Below are 17,236 nucleotides of genomic sequence, written 5' to 3'. Positions count from 1 at the left end.
TTTACCTAAACATTTAGAAAGCTTGTTGGAACAAGCAAGGATGTATATCTTGCCGGAGAGAAGGAAAAGAAATTGTCTCAGGGTTGTGAAGCTAAAACCACAGAAATACCCAAGAAAATGCCAGTCAATTTCTTAACTGACTGGCATTACCCGATCATGGGGCTTTTTTTACCACACTGTAATCAATAAAAGCTGCCCAATCGCTGTCATTCACACAGCAAAACAGCTATTTAAAACTGTAAAAATGCTAGCCAATGCCAGAATTGATTTAGGCCTGCCGAAATGTTCTACGAATTTCGATGGATGGATTAGCTCTCTATCCTCAGGCAGCCTGTTCATCGCGCTTAAACACTAATTCTTGTGCAGTGGAATTATCCGCATCAAAATAATAGCCTTCGCTGTTAAAGGCTTTGAGATCTTCTGCACCTTGAGGTTGCTGTTCAAGTATAAAACGCGCCATCAGACCACGGGCTTTTTTGGCATAGAAACTGATCACTTTGTATTTGCCATTTTTCTGGTCTAAAAACACTGGTTTGATGATCTGTGCCTGGATCTGCTTTTCTTTTACAGCCTTGTAGTATTCATCAGAAACCAGATTGACCAATAAATCAGATTCAGCTTCCAACAGATCTGTATTGATTTGTTGAGTGATGATTTCTCCCCAGAATTCATAGAGGTTATGGCCACGGCTGTTATGGAGCTTGGTACCCATTTCCAGACGGTAGGGCATCATCAAATCTAGAGGTCGCAACAACCCATACAGACCAGAGAGCATACGCAGTTGTTGCTGCGCAAGATCAATTTGTTGGTCATTCAGCTGATAAGCATCCAGACCGGTATAAACATCCCCTTTAAAGGCAAACAGAGCCTGACGGGCATTTGCCAGGTTAAAATCCGGCTGCCAATCCTGAAAACGCGCAACATTCAATTGCGCAATCTTCTCACTCACACTCATCAGGCTAGCAATCTCGGTCGCAGACAATTTCTGGCAATCCTGAATCAGCTCCTCTGAATGTTGCAGTAAGCGCGGGAAGGTATGAAGATCTGTGGGTAAGGCAGAATCGTAATCGAGTGTCTTAGCAGGAGAAAGAAGAGCGAGCATGGATAACCTGGTCAAATAATAATGAATCAAACGATAACAGTCGGCTCATTTTAACGCCACTTTGTGTTTTTGTTGCGTCAAGGCAGTAAAATATTCCTTCTTCTATTTTCTCCTGTGCCTGTATGTCTGAACAAATTTTTATATCTGGTCCTGTCGGTCAAATTGAAATTTTTGTTGATGCACCGCAGGGTGAAATCAAAGGTTTCGCAGTCGTTTGCCACCCTCATCCGCTACAAGGCGGCAACCCACAGCATAAAGTGCCTGCCCTGCTGGCGCAGATTTTTGTGGAACAAGGCTATGTGGTCTATCGTCCAAGTTTCCGTGGTTCAGGTCAAAGCGCTGGCGTACATGATGATGGCTTTGGGGAAACACAAGATATTTTGGCCGTGATTGCGCACTTAAGAGATCGGTATCCAGATCTGCCTTTTTATGCCGGTGGTTTCAGCTTTGGTGCGCATGTGCTGGCCAAGTGTCAAGCCAGTCTGGACACAACCCAACAGCCACGACAACTGATTCTGTGTGGTCTGCCGACAGGAAGTGTTATTGGTTTACGCCATTATCAGACCCCAGACATTCAGGGTGATCTGCTGTTTCTCCATGGTGAACAGGATGACATTACCCTGCTTTCGGATTTAATTGCCTGGGCGGCGCCACAGAAACATCCCATCACGATTTTACCGGGAGCCAATCATTTCTTTACCGGTTATCTCAAGCAGCTACGTCATGAAATCAAGCGCTTTCTGCTGAGTCCTGCACTCTGATATTTAAGCACTTCATTCGGCTAGATCTAAAAAAGCAGCAAAAGCTGCTTTTTAAAAACTTTTCAGATTAACGTCCTTTACTTCCACTCAAACCCGCTAAAACGATCATCCGTTTTCAGGCTGTTTTCTACCGCTTGGGCTAACTGTTTCACCACGCTTTCTGTTGCAATCTTATCAAACCAGTCCTGTTCCTGTTGCGGATGAGCCGAAATTTCGCAGACCAGATGCCCGTCCTCGTCACGCTTTTGACAGCTCACAGATAAGGGCAAAGTCCGACTCTCGACACTGACCTGCAACTGATTCGGCGTTTCCGCAACAGTATTGGTCGCAAAGCCATAGTGGCTTAACTGCTCCGACAATACGGAAGCAACCTGTGCTTGGGTCTGGGAGGGATAAGCAGAAGACGTTGCATCTGGATGGGCGGTAAATTGTAATTTTTTCATCTCGTATCCCCAAGGGTATTATCATTATCGGGGATTAGCATAAGCAATAAAATGCAAACAGCCAAGCATTTGCCTGGCTGTTTCTCGGATAATCTTGCGGTCGGTTTTTGAATCAATAAGCGATTAGTTACTGACCTGAATGTTTAATCCAGCTTGATTGGCCAGCTCGGTAAAGGTCGGGAAGCTGGTCGCGACGGTTTCTGTCCCCACAATGGTAATTTCACCCGCAGTACGTAAGCCCGCCATACTGAAGCTCATGGCAATACGGTGGTCATGGTGTGATTCAATCTGCGCACCTTGGAAAATCGCAGACCAGTCACCGTCTTTGCCTTTCCCTTCAATGATGATGCCGTCAGCCGTTGGGGTACAGTCAATGCCCATCGCCTGCAAACCATCGGCCATCACCTGGATACGGTCAGACTCTTTCACACGCAGTTCAGCCGCCCCGGTCAATACCGTCTGGCCTTCCGCACACGCCGCAGCAATAAATAAGGCAGGGAATTCATCAATTGCGAGAGGCACCTGATCTTCAGGCATGTGAATGCCTTTCAGGGTACGGCTGCCACGGATACGGATATCCGCAATCGGCTCACCACCCGCAATGCGTTCATTTTCCACGCTGATGTCTGCACCCATCTGTTTCAGGATCTCAATCACACCGGTACGCGTTGGGTTAATGCCCACAGCTTCCAGGGTCACATCCGAACCTTCGGTAATCGCTGCACCAACCATAAAGAAAGCAGCTGAAGAAATATCGGATGGCACCTGAATGTCCGTGCCCACCAACTTACCGCCGCCTTGCAGGCTAATACGGTTGCCTTCAGTTTTTACTTCATAACCAAAAGCACGCAACATGCGTTCGGTATGGTCACGGGTTGGTTCCGGTTCAGTCACCGAGGTTTCACCTTCCGCCCAAAGACCTGCCAGTAAAATACCGGATTTCACCTGTGCAGAGGCCATTGGCAAATCGTAATCGATACCTTTGAGCTGCTGGTTCCCGGTAATGCTCACCGGTGGCGTACCTTTCTCACCCGTAGTCTGAATCTTGGCACCCATCAAACGTAATGGTTTGGCAATTCGCTCCATTGGACGTTTAGAGAGTGATGCATCACCGGTCATCACGGTATCAAAGGCTTGTGCCGACAGCATACCGGACAGCAGACGCATACTGGTGCCTGAGTTGCCCATGTACAACACGCCCGCCGGTTGTTTCAAGCCGTGCATGCCCACGCCATGAATGGTGACTTCACCATTTTTTGGCCCTTCAATGCTCACGCCCATATCACGGAATGCCTGCAAAGTCGCCAAGGCATCTTCACCTTCAAGGAAACCAGTCACATGCGTGGTGCCTTCCGCAATCGCACCAAACATGATGGAGCGATGTGACACAGACTTGTCACCTGGCACGGTAAATTTACCTTTAAATGTCTTCTTTCCCGGCAAAATGGTAAATTGTTGTGTCACCTTATTGTTCTCCATCAAGGGTTTCTGGGCTAGCATATGGTTAAAGTGCTGACGCGCAGCTTGGGCATGTCCTAGTAAGCCCATAATCGCCTGCGAATCTTCGTCTTCAATCATTTTACGCAAGATGGCGAGCTGCTGCTCAAAACCATCTACGGCATTTAAAATGGCTTTCTTATTGGCAAAGAAAATGTCATGCCACATTTGCGGATCGCTCGCGGCAATGCGCGAGAAATCACGGAAGCCGCCTGCAGCATAACGGAAAATATCGAGATTATCCTGGCGGTTGGCCAATTGCTCCACCAGGTTAAAGGCCATCAGGTGCGGAAGATGACTGGTATGGGCCAGCACTTCATCGTGCTTTTCGACATCCATACAAATCACTTCTGCTTTGGCTGCAGCCCACAGATGAATCAGTTTTTGCAGCGCCCAATCGGCACTCGTCGGCAAAGGGGTCAGGATCACCTTGTGATTGGCAAACAGATCCACCTTACCCGCATGTACGCCAGTATGTTCACTGCCTGCAATCGGATGCCCAGGCACAAAACCGGCTGGCAGCTGTTCACCAAACACGGCTTTGGCCGCTTCTACCACATTGCCTTTAGTACTGCCAACATCCGTTAAAATGGTATGTTCAGACAAATATGGCTTGATCGCTTCCAGCACTTTTTGCGTCGCGCGTACTGGCAAAGCCAGTACCACCAGGTCAGCGCCTTGTACCGCTTCGGCAGGATTACTAAAGCCTTGCTGAATCAAGCCTAAGGCTTTGGCATCATCCAAGGTTTTTTGCGAACGTGCAGAAGCAACCACGCAATCTGCCAGTTGTTCAGCAGCAATCACACGAGCCAAGCTGGAGCCAATCAGCCCCAGCCCGATAAATGCAACTTTTTCAAACAGTGGGTGTGCCATGGTTTAAGCTTTTGCCTCTAAGCCTAACACTTTTGCCAGTGCGGTCAGGAACTTGGCATTTTCTGCTTCTGTACCGATCGAAACACGCAAATGATTGCTAATTCCGACTGGACGCACGATCACACCTTCTTTTAATAACGCATTAAAGGTTTGTCCGGGATCAGCCTGCACATCGACCAAGATAAAATTGGCGCGTGACGGTACATAATTCAGACCCAAGGCCTTAAAGCCTTCTTCGAGCTGCTTCATGCCGGCTTTGTTCACTTCACGTGATTTCTCGATGAAGGCTTCATCTTTCAATGCAGCGACCGCAGCCACCATGGCTAAATGGTTGACGTTAAATGGTTGACGGATACGGTTCAGATAATCAGTCACTTCAACAGATGCCAAAGCAAAACCGACACGTAATGCAGCCAAGCCATAGCACTTGGACAAAGTACGGCTGACGATCAGGTTAGGATATTGCTCAAGATATTTCAGGCTGTTGAAGTTTTCTGGGAAATATTCCACATAAGCTTCATCAAGAACCACAATCACATGGGCTGGAACTTTCTGCATGAAGGCTTCAAATTCAGCTTCTTCAAACCAGGTGCCGGTTGGGTTGTTCGGGTTGGCAATAAAAACGAGTTTAGTGTTGTCCTTGATTGCAGCCGCCATCGCATCGAGGTCGTGCGCAAAGCCTTTCGCTGGAACTTCAATCGCTTCAGCATGAATCGCCTGAGTCACCAAGGCATACACGGCAAATGCGTGCTGGCTATACACCACGGAATCTTTTTCTGAAACGAAAGCACGGGCAAACATTTCCAGCAGATCATTTGAACCATTACCCAGGGTAATACGGTCGTGTGCAAAGCCAAATTGTTGTTGAATCTGATCTTTCAGGATAAAACCACCACCATCCGGATAACGGCCAATTTCTGCCAGTTCTGCAGCAACTGCTTCTTTCACTTTGTCTGAACAGCCCAATGGGTTTTCATTTGAAGCCAGTTTGACAATATTGCTAATCCCTAACTCACGCTCAAGCTCACTGATTGGCTTACCCGGTTGATAAGGTTTTAATTTTTCAATGCCTTCATTCGCAGGGACAAATGTCATTTCACACTTCCAATTATTTTAGCTAACAGCAAAAAGGGACCGGTATGCCGGCCACCGAAAAGAAATTTAGAGTACTGCCGCCGGATAAGAACCGAGTACACGCAGCTCTTTCACCAATGGGCGGATTTCTTCAATCGCAGCCGCGACGTTTTCCTGCTCGATATGACCTTCTAAATCAATAAAGAACACATAGGCCCATTTTTCTGGCAAGGCTGGACGGGTTTCAATACTGGTCAGACTAATGCCATGTTTGGCAAACGGTGCCAAGATGTCCAGTAAGGCCCCTGCACGGTCATGCGCAGAAATCAGTAAAGAGGTTTTGTCATTGCCACTGGCAGGAACTTTTTCACGGCCAATCACCAAGAAACGCGTGGTATTTTCTGGATTGTCTTCAATGTTGCTATGCAGAATTTCCAGATCATACATTTTCGCAGCAATATCGGATGCGATTGCGGCGGAGTGCCATTCATTACGGATACGGCGTGCGGCTTCAGCATTGGAACTGAGCGCGACACGCTCTACACCTGGGTAATGGGCATCGAGCCATTGGCGGCACTGTGCCAAAGTTTGCTGATGGGCATAGATTTGTTTAATGCTGTCTTTACGGGTGTTTTCTGACACTAAAAATTGATGGTGAATACGAAGTTCCACTTCACCGATCACATTCAGGCTTGAGCTTTTGAAACAATCCAGCGTGTGATTGACCACACCTTCAGATGAATTTTCGACCGGTACAACACCATAGTGTGCGCTGCCCGCTTCCACTTCACGGAACACTTCATCGATGGTTGGCAAGGGACGTACCAAGGCATCCTGACCGAAATGTTTTAAGGCTGCTGCCTGGGTAAAGGTCCCTTCAGGGCCTAAAAATGCAATACTTTGTGGGGCTTCGAGTGCCAGACAGGCCGACATGATTTCACGGAATAAACGTGCCATGGTCAGATCAGACAAGGGACCGGTATTACGTTCCATCACTTTACGCAGCACTTGCGCTTCACGTTCAGGGCGGTAAAACAACGGATTCTCTTCGGAAGCAAATTTGGCTTTTGCCACCGCTTCTGCCAAACGCGCTCGACGATTTAATAAATCCTGAATTTGCTGGTCAACAGCATCAATATCATTACGAATTTGTGCTAAATCTAGAGAAGTCGAAGAGTTCTGATCATCTTGGATCATTGTAATGCAGCCCCTGCAGAATCGTTTATGCTCAACAGTATAACAATAGTTAGCTTTCAAATGTTGCGCAATACAACTTTGATGGATTCAGATTTAAAAACAGGCAGTTGTTTTTATACACAGCGTAATTACCAATCATGTAAATTTTCAAATAAAAAAGGAAGCCGAAGCTTCCTTTTAAAAAATTGTAAAATTAAGCCTGTGGTGCTTGTGACTGCTCCAGCATTTTACGATCCACTTCAGCCGGATTATTTAAAGCGTCTTGCAATTTTTGCTGATCTAACTGACCGACCCATTTCGCCACAACAATCGTCGCCAGAGAGTTACCGACCAAGTTGGTCAGTGCACGAGCTTCAGACATGAAACGGTCAATCCCTAAAATCAATGCCAGACCCGCGACTGGAATATTCCCCACTGCCGCAAGCGTTGCAGCCATCACGATAAAGCCTGAACCGGTCACACCTGCTGCACCTTTAGAGGAAATCAACAACACCAGCAACAAAGTAATCTGATGTGATACATCTAATTGCGTATTGGTCGCTTGCGCAATAAAGATGGCCGCCATGGTCAAATAGATTGAAGTACCATCCAGGTTGAATGAATAGCCGGTTGGAATGACCAAACCCACCACAGATTTCTCACAGCCCGCGATCTCAAGCTTCTTCAACATACGAGGTAAGACGGATTCAGAAGATGATGTACCCAGAACGATCAGCAATTCTTCACGAATCATACGGATCATTTTCAAGATACTGAAACCTGCAAAACGGCTGATGGTACCGAGGACCAAGAAAATAAATAATAAACAGGTAATATAGAAGCAGATAATCAGCTGTGCCAACTGTGCCAGACTGCCGATACCATATTTACCAATGGTAAAGGCCATCGCACCGAATGCGCCAATCGGTGCAAGCTTCATGATCATATTCACGATGTTAAAGAACACATGGGAAATCTGATCAATGAATTTTAGAACCGGTTTACCAGCATCACCCAATTTGTGCAGCGCAAAACCAAACAGAATTGCAAACAGTAGAACCTGCAGGATTTCACCTTCCGCAAATGCACCGACCACCGTGTTCGGAATGATATTCATCAGGAAATCAACGGTAGATTGCGATTCACCACTGCTGACATATTTCTGAATGCCGGCGGTATCTAGTGTTGCAGGATCGACATTCATGCCTACGCCAGGCTTCACGATGTTAATGACCACCAGGCCAATAATCAGTGCCAACGTCGAGACAATTTCAAAATAAAGTAAGGCCACGCCACCGGTTTTCCCGACCGATTTCATGCTTTCCATGCCGGCGATACCGCTGACCACGGTACAGAAGATCACTGGAGCAATGATCATTTTAATCAAACGGATAAATGCATCACCCAGTGGTTTGAGCTGTTCACCCAAACCCGGAATATGTTGTTCAACGCCATTGATCAGCTGGGTTCCGCTTGGGGAATAATGCCCCACCAGAATACCTGCAATAATGGCCACAATCACCTGGAAGTACAGTGATTTATAAATCGGTTTTTTCGCCATAGCAATTACTTCTTAAGATATTCCTACATGTAGAAATATACGATTGATGATCTATTCTTACGAATACACAGCCCTTCACCCCTTTTGCAAAGCTACAAAAGGCAAAGGAGTTTTTTGTGGAACAAAAAACCCCCATAGACAGAAAACAATCACGTTTTCAAAGATTAAGTGGCATCACGCCAGTAATATTCATTAGCAATAGAAAGATGCCAATGTGGTTGAACAGGAGATGGTATATAACCTTGGCTGTTTAAAAATTCTTAACACAGCACAACAAAAAACTTACAACGTAATTTTGACCAATTGTTAAAACACACCCCATTAGACATTAGTCGCATAAATCGTCTAGGCAGCGTATTTTTCATTTTTATGTCATAGTGCGGACATGAATACTGGCTGTAAAAGACTGATGACGTTATGAACACCAAAAAAAACCTGTATCAAGACTTCGAACATCCTTTCGCTCAGTACGTGCGGATTTTAGGCAAAGGAAAAACTGGTGCTCGCTCCCTCACCTATCAGGAAGCCTATGATGCATTTAGCATGATTCTCAAAGGTGAAGTCCTTGATGTTCAGCTCGGCGCTTTCCTGATGTTATTGCGGGTCAAGGAGGAGTCTGTCGATGAGCTTGCCGGTTTTGTCCAGGCCACCCGTGATCAGCTTAAGTTTAAAGCGCTGCAGGTTGACCTGGACTGGTCCTCTTATGCGGGCAAGCGCAAACATTATCCCTGGTTTTTACTTGCAGCCCTGACGTTGGCACAACAAGGGTATAACGTCGTCATGCATGGCGCTGCCGGACATACCATAAACCGGCTCTACACTAAGCAGGTGCTCGAATATCTGGGTTATCCGATCTGCCAGACAGATCTCGACGTGGAGCGGGAACTGACAAAAAGACATTTTGCCTATTTGCCTTTGGCTGCCATTTCACCAGTGCTGAGTGAGCTAATTGGCTTGTGCAATGTCATGGGACTGCGCTCCCCGATTCACACCTTGGCACGCCTGATTAATCCGTTTAATGCGAATGCGACCTTACAGGCGATTTTTCATCCCGCCTATCGTAGTTCACACCAGCAAGCCGCCTTGAAGCTGGGGTATTTAAACAGTGCTGTCATTAAAGGGGAAGGTGGAGAGTTTGAACGTAATCCGGATGCCAAGACCCTGATCTGCGGGATTAAAAACGGCGAACTTTACGAACATGAATTGCCAAAACTGACCGCCGAGCGCAGTCCGGTTGAGGAAGAATTAGATCTCGCCACTTTTAAAGCGGTCTGGGAAGGGAAACAGCAGCATGCCTATGGTGAAATTGCGGTCACTGAAACCATGGGGATTGCGTTATATACCATGGGTGTGTGCGACTCTTTTGATGCTGCCATGCAGCAAGCAAAAGACCTCTGGCACACACGCCACACTGCTTAAACGTAAGCCACGATTTAAATCAAAAAAGGGCACGATTTCGTGCCCTTTTTTAAAAATTTAGCGTTCAAATGTTTTAGACAAAACGGATTGGCTTGAACTCTTCGTCATCTTTAGGATCATGCGAATCGCAATGTTCATCTTCTTCTTTCGTGCCACGATCGATATAACCGGTACGCTCGGTTTCTGGCAGGTTTTTCATTTCCCAGGCGATCACCGCTTGCATACAGGTCTGACGCTGCTCTTTGGTCAATGCCACACCATTCGGCCATTTGCCAATTTCTACCGCAGTTTTCAGACGCTCAACAATTTCCGGATTTAATATGGCAAGCATTTGTTCAATATTCATGGTTAATCCTGCTGATTAAATGAGTCAAAATCTTGATTCCAACCAAGTTTGGTACGGCATGCCATATAAAAATCATAACCTGGAGGATGCAGCAAATTTAATTTAAACGGGTGCTTGCGGATATGCAAACTATCTCCGACATTCAATGAAACACTATATTGCCCATCGGCACTGACCATTGGCATGACACGATTTTCACGTATCACGATTTTCACTTCACTGTGGCCGCCGACCACGATTGGACGCGAAGACAGTGTATGCGGATGCATCGGCACCAGCACAATCGCATCCATACTAGGATGCACAATCGGCCCACCACCGGACAAGCCATAAGCTGTTGAGCCGGTCGGTGTCGCAACGATCAGGCCGTCACTATGCTGACGATAGACATACTGACCATCAATATTAAGTTCAAAATCAATCATGTGGACCGATTTACCCGAATGCAGCACCACATCATTCAAGGCAATCGCATCATAAATGGTTTGTCCATTCGAGCGAATTTCCATTTCCAGCAGGAAACGGCGATCGAGCTGAAACTGCCCTTGCAACACTTGATCAAGTTTAAAAATGGCTTCGGCGGGTTTGATGTCGGTCAGGAACCCTAAACGTCCACGGTTCACCCCAATCACAGGAGTATTATGTTTTACCAAGGCACGCGCGGCATGCAGGAGAGAACCATCACCGCCCACCACAATCACCAGATCGACCACTTCACCGAGCAAATTGCGGCTAACGGTCTGAGTATTCTGGTAAGGAACCAGTTGAGCTGTTTCTTCATCAAATACCGGATGGAGCCCTAAAGACAATAGATGATCATGAATCAGACACAGGGTTTCCACAACAGATGATTTATCAGGTCGCCCTAACAATCCGATATTGCGAAAAGACTTATGTGAAATGTGCAAATGACTCATTGTCAGCCTTATTTTATTAGCGTTTCAGGGGGATCCATAGCACGGGTAAACATCTCACCCATCTGAAGGTAATGACACGGGGTATGCCACAATGCCGGCCTACCCTTCATGAGTACCATAATGAATCGTCGCTATCATAGCATTAACTTTCTTGATAAAAAAAACATTGAATCGTCAATTGATAGGGATTTCTGCTACTATTTTTCGTTTTGATGACGGTTTAATCATTGCAAAATCAGTAAAAGCTTCGCATGATTATGCGATTCGGATGGTTTCCTGCTATTTCTATGAAGTCTCAACGTGGTATTGGTGTTTTTGCACTAGTCTTTTCAGTGCTGGTGATCGGTGCAGTTCTTGTGCTCAGTATATATTTGATTCGTCTTGATAATATTATTCGTGACAAATTTGAAGGGCAACGCTGGGATATCCCCGCGAAAGTTTTTGCTCGTCCTTTAGAAATTTATAATCAGGCCCCTGTCTCGCAGGATGACCTGACGCAAGAATTACAGCTGCTCGGTTACAAAAATACCAGTAATTTCACCAAATCAGGTAGCTATGTCGTACAAGGCAGCACCTTGTATGTGCATACCCGTGGTTTCGATTTTGGAGATAGCCAGGAACCTGAGCAAGTGCTCGAAATCAACTTTGCTGGTGATCAGATCAGTGAAGTTCGTGCAACAAAACCCTCCAACACCGGGATCGCACGCCTAGAGCCAATGCTGATTGGCGGTATTTATCCACAGCACAACGAAGATCGTGTCCTGATCAAGCTGAATAAAGTGCCTCGTCCACTCATCGAAGCACTGATCGCAACAGAAGACCGTAACTTCTATAAACATCATGGAGTGTCCATCCGAGGAACTGCACGCGCCCTCGTCAGTAACGTGACTGGAGGAAAGCGCCAAGGTGGTTCAACCCTGACACAGCAGTTGGTAAAAAACTTCTATCTTTCTCCGGAACGCACCTATAAACGCAAGATCAATGAAGCCTTGATGGCACTCCTCATTGAGCTGCATTACAGCAAAGATGAAATCCTTGAAGCCTATCTGAATGAAGTGAATCTGGGACAAAATGGCAACTATTCCATTAATGGTTATGGTCTGGCATCCCAGTTCTATTTTGGCTTACCGTTACGTGAGCTGAATATTTCCCAGCAAGCATTCCTGGTGGGTCTGGTACAGGGTCCGACGTTGTATAATCCATGGCGCAACCCGGAAGGGGCCAAAAAGCGTCGTGATGTGGTGTTACATAACATGCTGGTGATGGGTTATCTGGATCAAGCCCGTTACGAGCAAGAAACAGCCCGTCCACTCAATGTCATCGATAAACCAAGCTTAGGCCCATCCAAATTCCCGGACTTTATGGATATTGTACGTCGCCAGTTACGTAGCGAATATCAGGAAATGGATTTAACCAACAAAGGGGTACGCATTTTTAGCACCCTCGATCCGGTTGCTCAAACCCGCGTGGAAACAGCCTTTAAAACCTCGGTAGCACGCTTGGCAAGCGGCAATCCAAAACGCCTGAAAGATTTACAGGGGGCTGTGTTGGTTTCAAATCCACAAAATGGCGAACTGATTGCCGCAGTCGGCTCAACGCAGGACTTCACAGGCTTTAACCGGACGCTGGACGCCAAACGTCAGGTTGGCTCACTATTAAAACCCGTTATTTATTTAAGTGCACTGGAATCAGGCCGCTATACCTGGGCCAGTTCAGTTCAGGATAGTGAAATCAGTATTGAAAGTGATGGCAAAGCCTGGACACCAAAAAACTATAGTGGTGGCCCACACGGCTTTGTAAGCCTGCAAGAAGCACTCGCCAATTCTTACAACCTGTCTGCGGTTCGCCTCGGCCAGGAGTTTGGCATGGCAACCTTTAGCAGCAATTTGCGCAAATTTGGTGTGCAATCCAATATTCCATCCTATCCGTCTATTTTCCTTGGAGCAGTTGACTTATCTCCAATCGAAGTCATGGGCTTGTACGGCAACTTTGCGACGGGTGGACAAAAGAATCCGGTTAAAGCCATCCGTTCTGTTGTCGATGCTGACGGCCGCTTACTGCAACGTTACGCCATGACGGCACAACAGACGATTGATCCTGCTGCAGCCTATTTGCTGAATTATGGTTTGCAACAAGTGATGTATTCGGGAACCGGTCGTGCAGCCTATGCCAGCTTGCCAAGTAGCTTAAAACTGGCGGGTAAATCCGGTACCACCAACGATACACGTGATTCCTGGTTTGCCGGCTACTCGGGTAACCATTTGACTGTGGTTTGGCTAGGTTTGGATGATAACAAAACCACTGGATTGACAGGTTCTTCAGGTGCTTTACCGGTCTGGACACAAGTAATGCAGCAATTACGTCAGACCCCTGTTAATCTGCGCCAGCCAGATACCGTGCAGTGGCAATGGATTGATCGTGCCAGTGGTGACCTGTCTGCAGCAAACTGTGCCGGTGCTGCCTATATCCCATTGTTACGTCATACCGTACCACGTCAGGCGACAGCATGTGCCCTATCCAGTTATCAAACGGAAACTACAGGTCAAGCTGCCAGTGAACCCGCAAGTGGAGTTGTTCCTGAAACTGACTCAATCGAAAACTATATTCGTGAAAGTGAAACTCCGGTTTCACCTGATGAACAAAATAAAGTGATTTCGAGTGGCAGTTATCAGAATTAAGGAGCAAATGTCATGCGTAGAAGCTGTTGCGCTTTGGCTGTGATCAGTATTTCGGCGCTCAGTGGTTGTCAAAACAACAGCACTTTGCCGGTTGCTCCGTCGGTACCACAACCGGTCAAGGTCATCATCCCCTCTGAAGGTGTGACCATCACACCTTATCAACCGGATGAGATCAAACGCCAGAAACTCTAGCCAGGATCGATAACCAGAAAAAGGCAGTCAACGTCAGTTGACTGCCTTTTTTATTTGTTCTAGATACTCGGTTGACCATGATTCATCTAGAATTGGCGAATTCCTGCCACCCCATAAGCAAAATGCTGCTGGGCGATTGCTAAATCCTGAGGCTTAACCCCCCCCAAAGCGAAGACAGGTAAATCCGAAATGCTGGCCCATTGAGCAAATGCTGTCCAACCCAGCCCTTTTGCCTCAGGATGTGTCGGTGTGGCAAATACCGGACTGAGAAAAATTGCATCACAGCCAATTTGCTGGGCATGCTGGATTGATACATCATCATGGCAAGCCGCCAGATGACGAATCCCGACCGTGAGTTGTCCTTTCCTTAAACCCATCAACTGACGTTGCGAAAGATGTACGGCGAACACAGCTTTTTGCTGCTCAGGTTTTAAGCTCAACCACAAGGCATGCGGCACAATCAGTCGGCTCAGCTGACCTTCAGTGCACTGTTCCAGCTCAGCCATTGCATAGATGGGTTGCAGATCCGTACGCCAATACATGAGCTGTTCATCGGATAAATGTGCACAATCCGCTAAATTTGCGCTGATCTTGATCTGATGTGGCCAATACAAACGTTGCAGCATCGCACGGTTGGCTTTGGGGAAATTGAGCGCAAGCAGTTGATCACGCTGATACCACGTCCATGGCTGCTGAATGAGATCCAGTAATGGGGCAGGTACAGCGGCCTGGAAAATATGCAAATTGACAATCACATCATCATATTCATGACAGATCAAGTCAAAAGGATGCCATTCTTTGATGCCAATTCCCACTTCTTCAAACACCTCACGACGACAGGCCTGTTCAGGGGTCTCTCCTGCTTCGACTTTTCCACCAGGAAATTCATGTTTATTGCCTTGATGTTGTGTAGCTTCACGCCAACCGGCCAGCACTTTTCCATGATGCAGAAGAATAGCAATCGCGACATCAACAATCGGTTTTGGCATGTGACTTACTCTTTGAACGAACTGTTTTAAATTGTAAGCAAATTAGCGGCTTTTAAGGATTTTGACAAATCTAGATTGACAGGTTTATTTGATAATGATTATCATTTATAAAATCGTAAAACTCTGATGGAATGATTCCCATGAATGCACCTTTTCAGCTTTTTAACCATCACTCTGAAAGTCAGTATGCCCTGCCAATGCTACATTCCAACCATTTATTTGCCTTAGGTCGTGAGATTCGCATTCTGCATGCCGGAGAAGAATATCGTTTACGTCTCACCCGTAACAACCGCCTGATTCTGACCAAATAAATGCAAAACTAAAAGGTGTGATTGCCTCTTGCAGCAGTATTTCACCCTGTCTACTGCTGCATACCATCATTGTATAATCTAGCCAAAAATGACTTAGGTGAGCGGTACAACACGAAGTACTTCATCCAGCGTCGTCACACCTGCTATGACTTTACGTGCACCTGCAATACGTAATGGTTCCACTCCTTCTTTTTTGCTCTGCTGCCGCAACTGATCAAGGCTCGCATCGCTGCTCAGCAACTGTTTCAGTTCCAGACTCAGCGGCATAAATTCATAAATACCAATACGGCCCCGATAACCGGTATGGCGGCATTTTTCACAACCCACCGCCTGATAGATTTGCTGCGGCATTGCTAATGTATAATCAGAAGTAAGATGTTGCCATTCCTGAACATTAATCTGCCCCTGCTGTTTGCAATCCGGACAAAGTTGACGTACCAAACGCTGTGCCAAAACGCCCAAAATCGTGGCTGCGGTTAGAAATGGCTGGACACCCAAATCATGCAGACGCGTCAAACTGGAAGGCGAATCATTGGTATGCAAAGTCGACAAGACCAAATGCCCGGTTAACGCGGCTTGAATCGCCATATTGGCCGTATCCTGGTCACGAATCTCCCCGACCATAATGATATCGGGATCCTGACGCATCAAGGCTCGAACCCCTTCAGCAAAACCCAGTTCAATGCCGGAATTGACCTGCATCTGGTTAAAACTCGGTTCCAACATTTCAATCGGGTCTTCAATGGTACAAACATTGACTTGATCAGTGGCGAGCTGTTTTAGCGTGGAATACAACGTCGTGGTTTTACCGGAACCGGTTGGCCCCGTCACCAAAATAATGCCATGGCTGTGCTGGGTGAGTGTCTGCCAGTCCTCGAGCAAATGACCTTCAAAACCGAGCTGTTCAAAACTGCGGACCAGCACATCCGGATCAAAAATACGCATCACCAGTTTTTCCCCAAACGCCGTGGGCAAGGTGGATAAACGCAGCTCGGTTTCCTGTCCTTTCGGTGTGCGGGTTTTCAGACGGCCATCCTGGGGTTTACGTTTCTCCGCCACATTTAAACGTCCCAGAATTTTAATCCGGGAAATCACCGCAGTAAGGGTCGTAGCAGGCATGTGATAAACTGTGTGCAACACGCCATCTATACGGAAACGGACCTTGCCTTTTTCCTTGCGTGGTTCTAAGTGGATATCACTGGCACTCTGTTCAAAGGCAAACTGTAAAATCCAGTCCACCAGTTTGACAATATGCTGGTCATTCGCATCCGGATTCTGCGTATCCCCTAACTGCAGTAGAGCCTCAACGCCTTTATTTTCCAGTTGTCCTCCCGCCTTTTGTGCCGAATTCACGGCCCGACTGACTTGATAATATTCAGTCAAATAACGCTGTAACTGCTCTGGATTCAACAAAACACGCTGGATTTTTTTCGGCCGTAGACTGCGCTCCAAATTGGCCATCCAATCAGTAACAAAAGGCTGATCGGTCCCGATCAGAATACTGTCGGGCTGGATTTCAACGGCCAAGATTTTATTTCTAAGGGCAAATTCCTGCGACATGATGCTAGTTAATGCGGCCACGTCGGCTTTTAATGGATCAATAATATAAAAAGGTAAGTCCCCTTTGGCAGACAGCCATTGACACAAGCGGCTTAAGGTCAGTGTGGTTTGCGGAAACAAGGCATCTGATAGATGGAAATAGGCAATCCATTGCAGCGGGTGCCAGTGCATTTGTTCTTTTTGACGGTGAGTGGTTTGTACCAGCATGTGATCACGTTCGCTGATCCGTCCATCTTTTTCTAATTGGTCCAGACACCAGGTGGTATCTACAACAAAATCTCTCATATGTTTCGATCATTTATTTGTTGAGCTTACTATAACAAATCCCTCTCCTCAT

Annotated in this window: 15 protein-coding genes and 1 pseudogene; 6 read left to right on the top strand and 10 right to left on the bottom strand. The window is 46.7% G+C overall.

Features of this window, described 5'->3' with window-relative positions; genetic code table 11:
- Window positions 1-136, top strand: a pseudogene (locus PAE54_RS08685) (IS4 family transposase); the annotation flags it as partial.
- A 186-nt stretch (window positions 137-322) separates the two neighbouring features.
- Here PAE54_RS08685 and yaaA read toward each other — a convergent pair.
- On the bottom strand, window positions 323-1,102 hold the full coding sequence (gene yaaA / locus PAE54_RS08680) for a peroxide stress protein YaaA (RefSeq protein WP_326519137.1): 780 nt from the start codon (window positions 1,100-1,102) through the stop codon (window positions 323-325).
- A 122-nt stretch (window positions 1,103-1,224) separates the two neighbouring features.
- Between yaaA and PAE54_RS08675 the strand changes: the two genes are divergently transcribed.
- Complete coding sequence (locus PAE54_RS08675; protein WP_326519136.1) at window positions 1,225-1,863, top strand: alpha/beta hydrolase; 639 nt, start codon at window positions 1,225-1,227, stop codon at window positions 1,861-1,863.
- A gap of 77 nt (window positions 1,864-1,940) precedes the next feature.
- Here the strand turns inward: PAE54_RS08675 and PAE54_RS08670 are convergent, their stop codons facing one another.
- The 5 genes from PAE54_RS08670 to PAE54_RS08650 form a co-directional block, all read right to left on the bottom strand.
- Complete coding sequence (locus PAE54_RS08670; RefSeq protein ID WP_326519135.1) at window positions 1,941-2,306, bottom strand: hypothetical protein; 366 nt, start codon at window positions 2,304-2,306, stop codon at window positions 1,941-1,943.
- Between the two features lie 123 nt (window positions 2,307-2,429).
- Window positions 2,430-4,676: a bifunctional prephenate dehydrogenase/3-phosphoshikimate 1-carboxyvinyltransferase gene (locus tag PAE54_RS08665; RefSeq protein ID WP_326519134.1), complete on the bottom strand. Its 2,247-nt coding sequence runs from the start codon at window positions 4,674-4,676 to the stop codon at window positions 2,430-2,432.
- Between the two features lie 3 nt (window positions 4,677-4,679).
- Window positions 4,680-5,771, bottom strand: a complete 1,092-nt coding sequence (gene hisC, locus PAE54_RS08660) for a histidinol-phosphate transaminase (protein WP_273777021.1) — start codon at window positions 5,769-5,771, stop codon at window positions 4,680-4,682.
- Window positions 5,772-5,837: 66 nt separating this feature from the next.
- A complete protein-coding gene (gene pheA / locus PAE54_RS08655) occupies window positions 5,838-6,947 on the bottom strand; it encodes a prephenate dehydratase (RefSeq protein ID WP_326519133.1) in 1,110 nt (369 codons plus the stop codon).
- A gap of 193 nt (window positions 6,948-7,140) precedes the next feature.
- The gene (locus tag PAE54_RS08650; protein WP_326519132.1) at window positions 7,141-8,487 is read right to left on the bottom strand and encodes a dicarboxylate/amino acid:cation symporter; all 1,347 of its coding nucleotides are present in this window, start codon (window positions 8,485-8,487) and stop codon (window positions 7,141-7,143) included.
- 417 nt (window positions 8,488-8,904) lie between these two features.
- Here PAE54_RS08650 and PAE54_RS08645 point away from each other — a divergent pair, with 417 nt between their 5' ends.
- Window positions 8,905-9,906, top strand: coding sequence for a glycosyl transferase family protein (locus PAE54_RS08645; protein WP_326519131.1), 1,002 nt, complete (start codon window positions 8,905-8,907; stop codon window positions 9,904-9,906).
- 73 nt (window positions 9,907-9,979) lie between these two features.
- Here PAE54_RS08645 and PAE54_RS08640 read toward each other — a convergent pair whose 3' ends face one another.
- Window positions 9,980-10,252 carry a YeaC family protein gene (locus PAE54_RS08640; RefSeq protein WP_273777029.1) on the bottom strand — a complete coding sequence of 91 codons (273 nt, stop codon included), beginning with the start codon at window positions 10,250-10,252 and terminating at the stop codon, window positions 9,980-9,982.
- A gap of 2 nt (window positions 10,253-10,254) precedes the next feature.
- Complete coding sequence (locus PAE54_RS08635) at window positions 10,255-11,160, bottom strand: NAD(+) kinase (protein ID WP_273779468.1); 906 nt, start codon at window positions 11,158-11,160, stop codon at window positions 10,255-10,257.
- A gap of 296 nt (window positions 11,161-11,456) precedes the next feature.
- On the opposite strand from PAE54_RS08635, the gene mrcB reads away from it, so the two are divergent.
- Window positions 11,457-13,847 (top strand): penicillin-binding protein 1B, encoded by a 2,391-nt coding sequence (gene mrcB, locus PAE54_RS08630; protein ID WP_326519130.1) that lies wholly within the window; start codon window positions 11,457-11,459, stop codon window positions 13,845-13,847.
- Window positions 13,848-13,859: 12 nt separating this feature from the next.
- Window positions 13,860-14,039, top strand: a complete 180-nt coding sequence (locus tag PAE54_RS08625; protein WP_273777033.1) for a YajG family lipoprotein — start codon at window positions 13,860-13,862, stop codon at window positions 14,037-14,039.
- 86 nt (window positions 14,040-14,125) lie between these two features.
- On the opposite strand, the gene PAE54_RS08620 is transcribed toward PAE54_RS08625, so the two are convergent.
- Window positions 14,126-15,028: an NUDIX domain-containing protein gene (locus PAE54_RS08620; RefSeq protein WP_326519129.1), complete on the bottom strand. Its 903-nt coding sequence runs from the start codon at window positions 15,026-15,028 to the stop codon at window positions 14,126-14,128.
- A 140-nt stretch (window positions 15,029-15,168) separates the two neighbouring features.
- Here PAE54_RS08620 and hemP point away from each other — a divergent pair, with 140 nt between their 5' ends.
- A complete protein-coding gene (gene hemP, locus PAE54_RS08615; RefSeq protein ID WP_326519128.1) occupies window positions 15,169-15,339 on the top strand; it encodes a hemin uptake protein HemP in 171 nt (56 codons plus the stop codon).
- A 93-nt stretch (window positions 15,340-15,432) separates the two neighbouring features.
- Here the strand turns inward: hemP and tfpB are convergent, their stop codons facing one another.
- Window positions 15,433-17,184, bottom strand: a complete 1,752-nt coding sequence (tfpB, locus tag PAE54_RS08610) for a type IV pilus assembly ATPase TfpB (protein ID WP_326519127.1) — start codon at window positions 17,182-17,184, stop codon at window positions 15,433-15,435.
- Window positions 17,185-17,236: the final 52 nt, after the last annotated feature.

It is taken from the genome of Acinetobacter minutum (assembly GCF_035916735.1).
Lineage (GTDB): Bacteria > Pseudomonadota > Gammaproteobacteria > Pseudomonadales > Moraxellaceae > Acinetobacter.
This window is presented reverse-complemented; position numbering and strand designations above follow the sequence as displayed.

What these genes read in the sequence shown, in the direction of transcription:
- yaaA (WP_326519137.1), bottom strand. Translation starts at nt 1,102, where the DNA reads ATGCTCGCTCTTCTTTCTCCTGCTAAGACACTCGATTACGATTCTGCC.
- PAE54_RS08675 (WP_326519136.1), top strand. Translation starts at nt 1,225, where the DNA reads ATGTCTGAACAAATTTTTATATCTGGTCCTGTCGGTCAAATTGAAATT.
- PAE54_RS08670 (WP_326519135.1), bottom strand. Translation starts at nt 2,306, where the DNA reads ATGAAAAAATTACAATTTACCGCCCATCCAGATGCAACGTCTTCTGCT.
- PAE54_RS08665 (WP_326519134.1), bottom strand. Translation starts at nt 4,676, where the DNA reads ATGGCACACCCACTGTTTGAAAAAGTTGCATTTATCGGGCTGGGGCTG.
- hisC (WP_273777021.1), bottom strand. Translation starts at nt 5,771, where the DNA reads ATGACATTTGTCCCTGCGAATGAAGGCATTGAAAAATTAAAACCTTAT.
- pheA (WP_326519133.1), bottom strand. Translation starts at nt 6,947, where the DNA reads ATGATCCAAGATGATCAGAACTCTTCGACTTCTCTAGATTTAGCACAA.
- PAE54_RS08650 (WP_326519132.1), bottom strand. Translation starts at nt 8,487, where the DNA reads ATGGCGAAAAAACCGATTTATAAATCACTGTACTTCCAGGTGATTGTG.
- PAE54_RS08645 (WP_326519131.1), top strand. Translation starts at nt 8,905, where the DNA reads ATGAACACCAAAAAAAACCTGTATCAAGACTTCGAACATCCTTTCGCT.
- PAE54_RS08640 (WP_273777029.1), bottom strand. Translation starts at nt 10,252, where the DNA reads ATGAATATTGAACAAATGCTTGCCATATTAAATCCGGAAATTGTTGAG.
- mrcB (WP_326519130.1), top strand. Translation starts at nt 11,457, where the DNA reads ATGAAGTCTCAACGTGGTATTGGTGTTTTTGCACTAGTCTTTTCAGTG.
- PAE54_RS08625 (WP_273777033.1), top strand. Translation starts at nt 13,860, where the DNA reads ATGCGTAGAAGCTGTTGCGCTTTGGCTGTGATCAGTATTTCGGCGCTC.
- PAE54_RS08620 (WP_326519129.1), bottom strand. Translation starts at nt 15,028, where the DNA reads ATGCCAAAACCGATTGTTGATGTCGCGATTGCTATTCTTCTGCATCAT.
- hemP (WP_326519128.1), top strand. Translation starts at nt 15,169, where the DNA reads ATGAATGCACCTTTTCAGCTTTTTAACCATCACTCTGAAAGTCAGTAT.
- tfpB (WP_326519127.1), bottom strand. Translation starts at nt 17,184, where the DNA reads ATGAGAGATTTTGTTGTAGATACCACCTGGTGTCTGGACCAATTAGAA.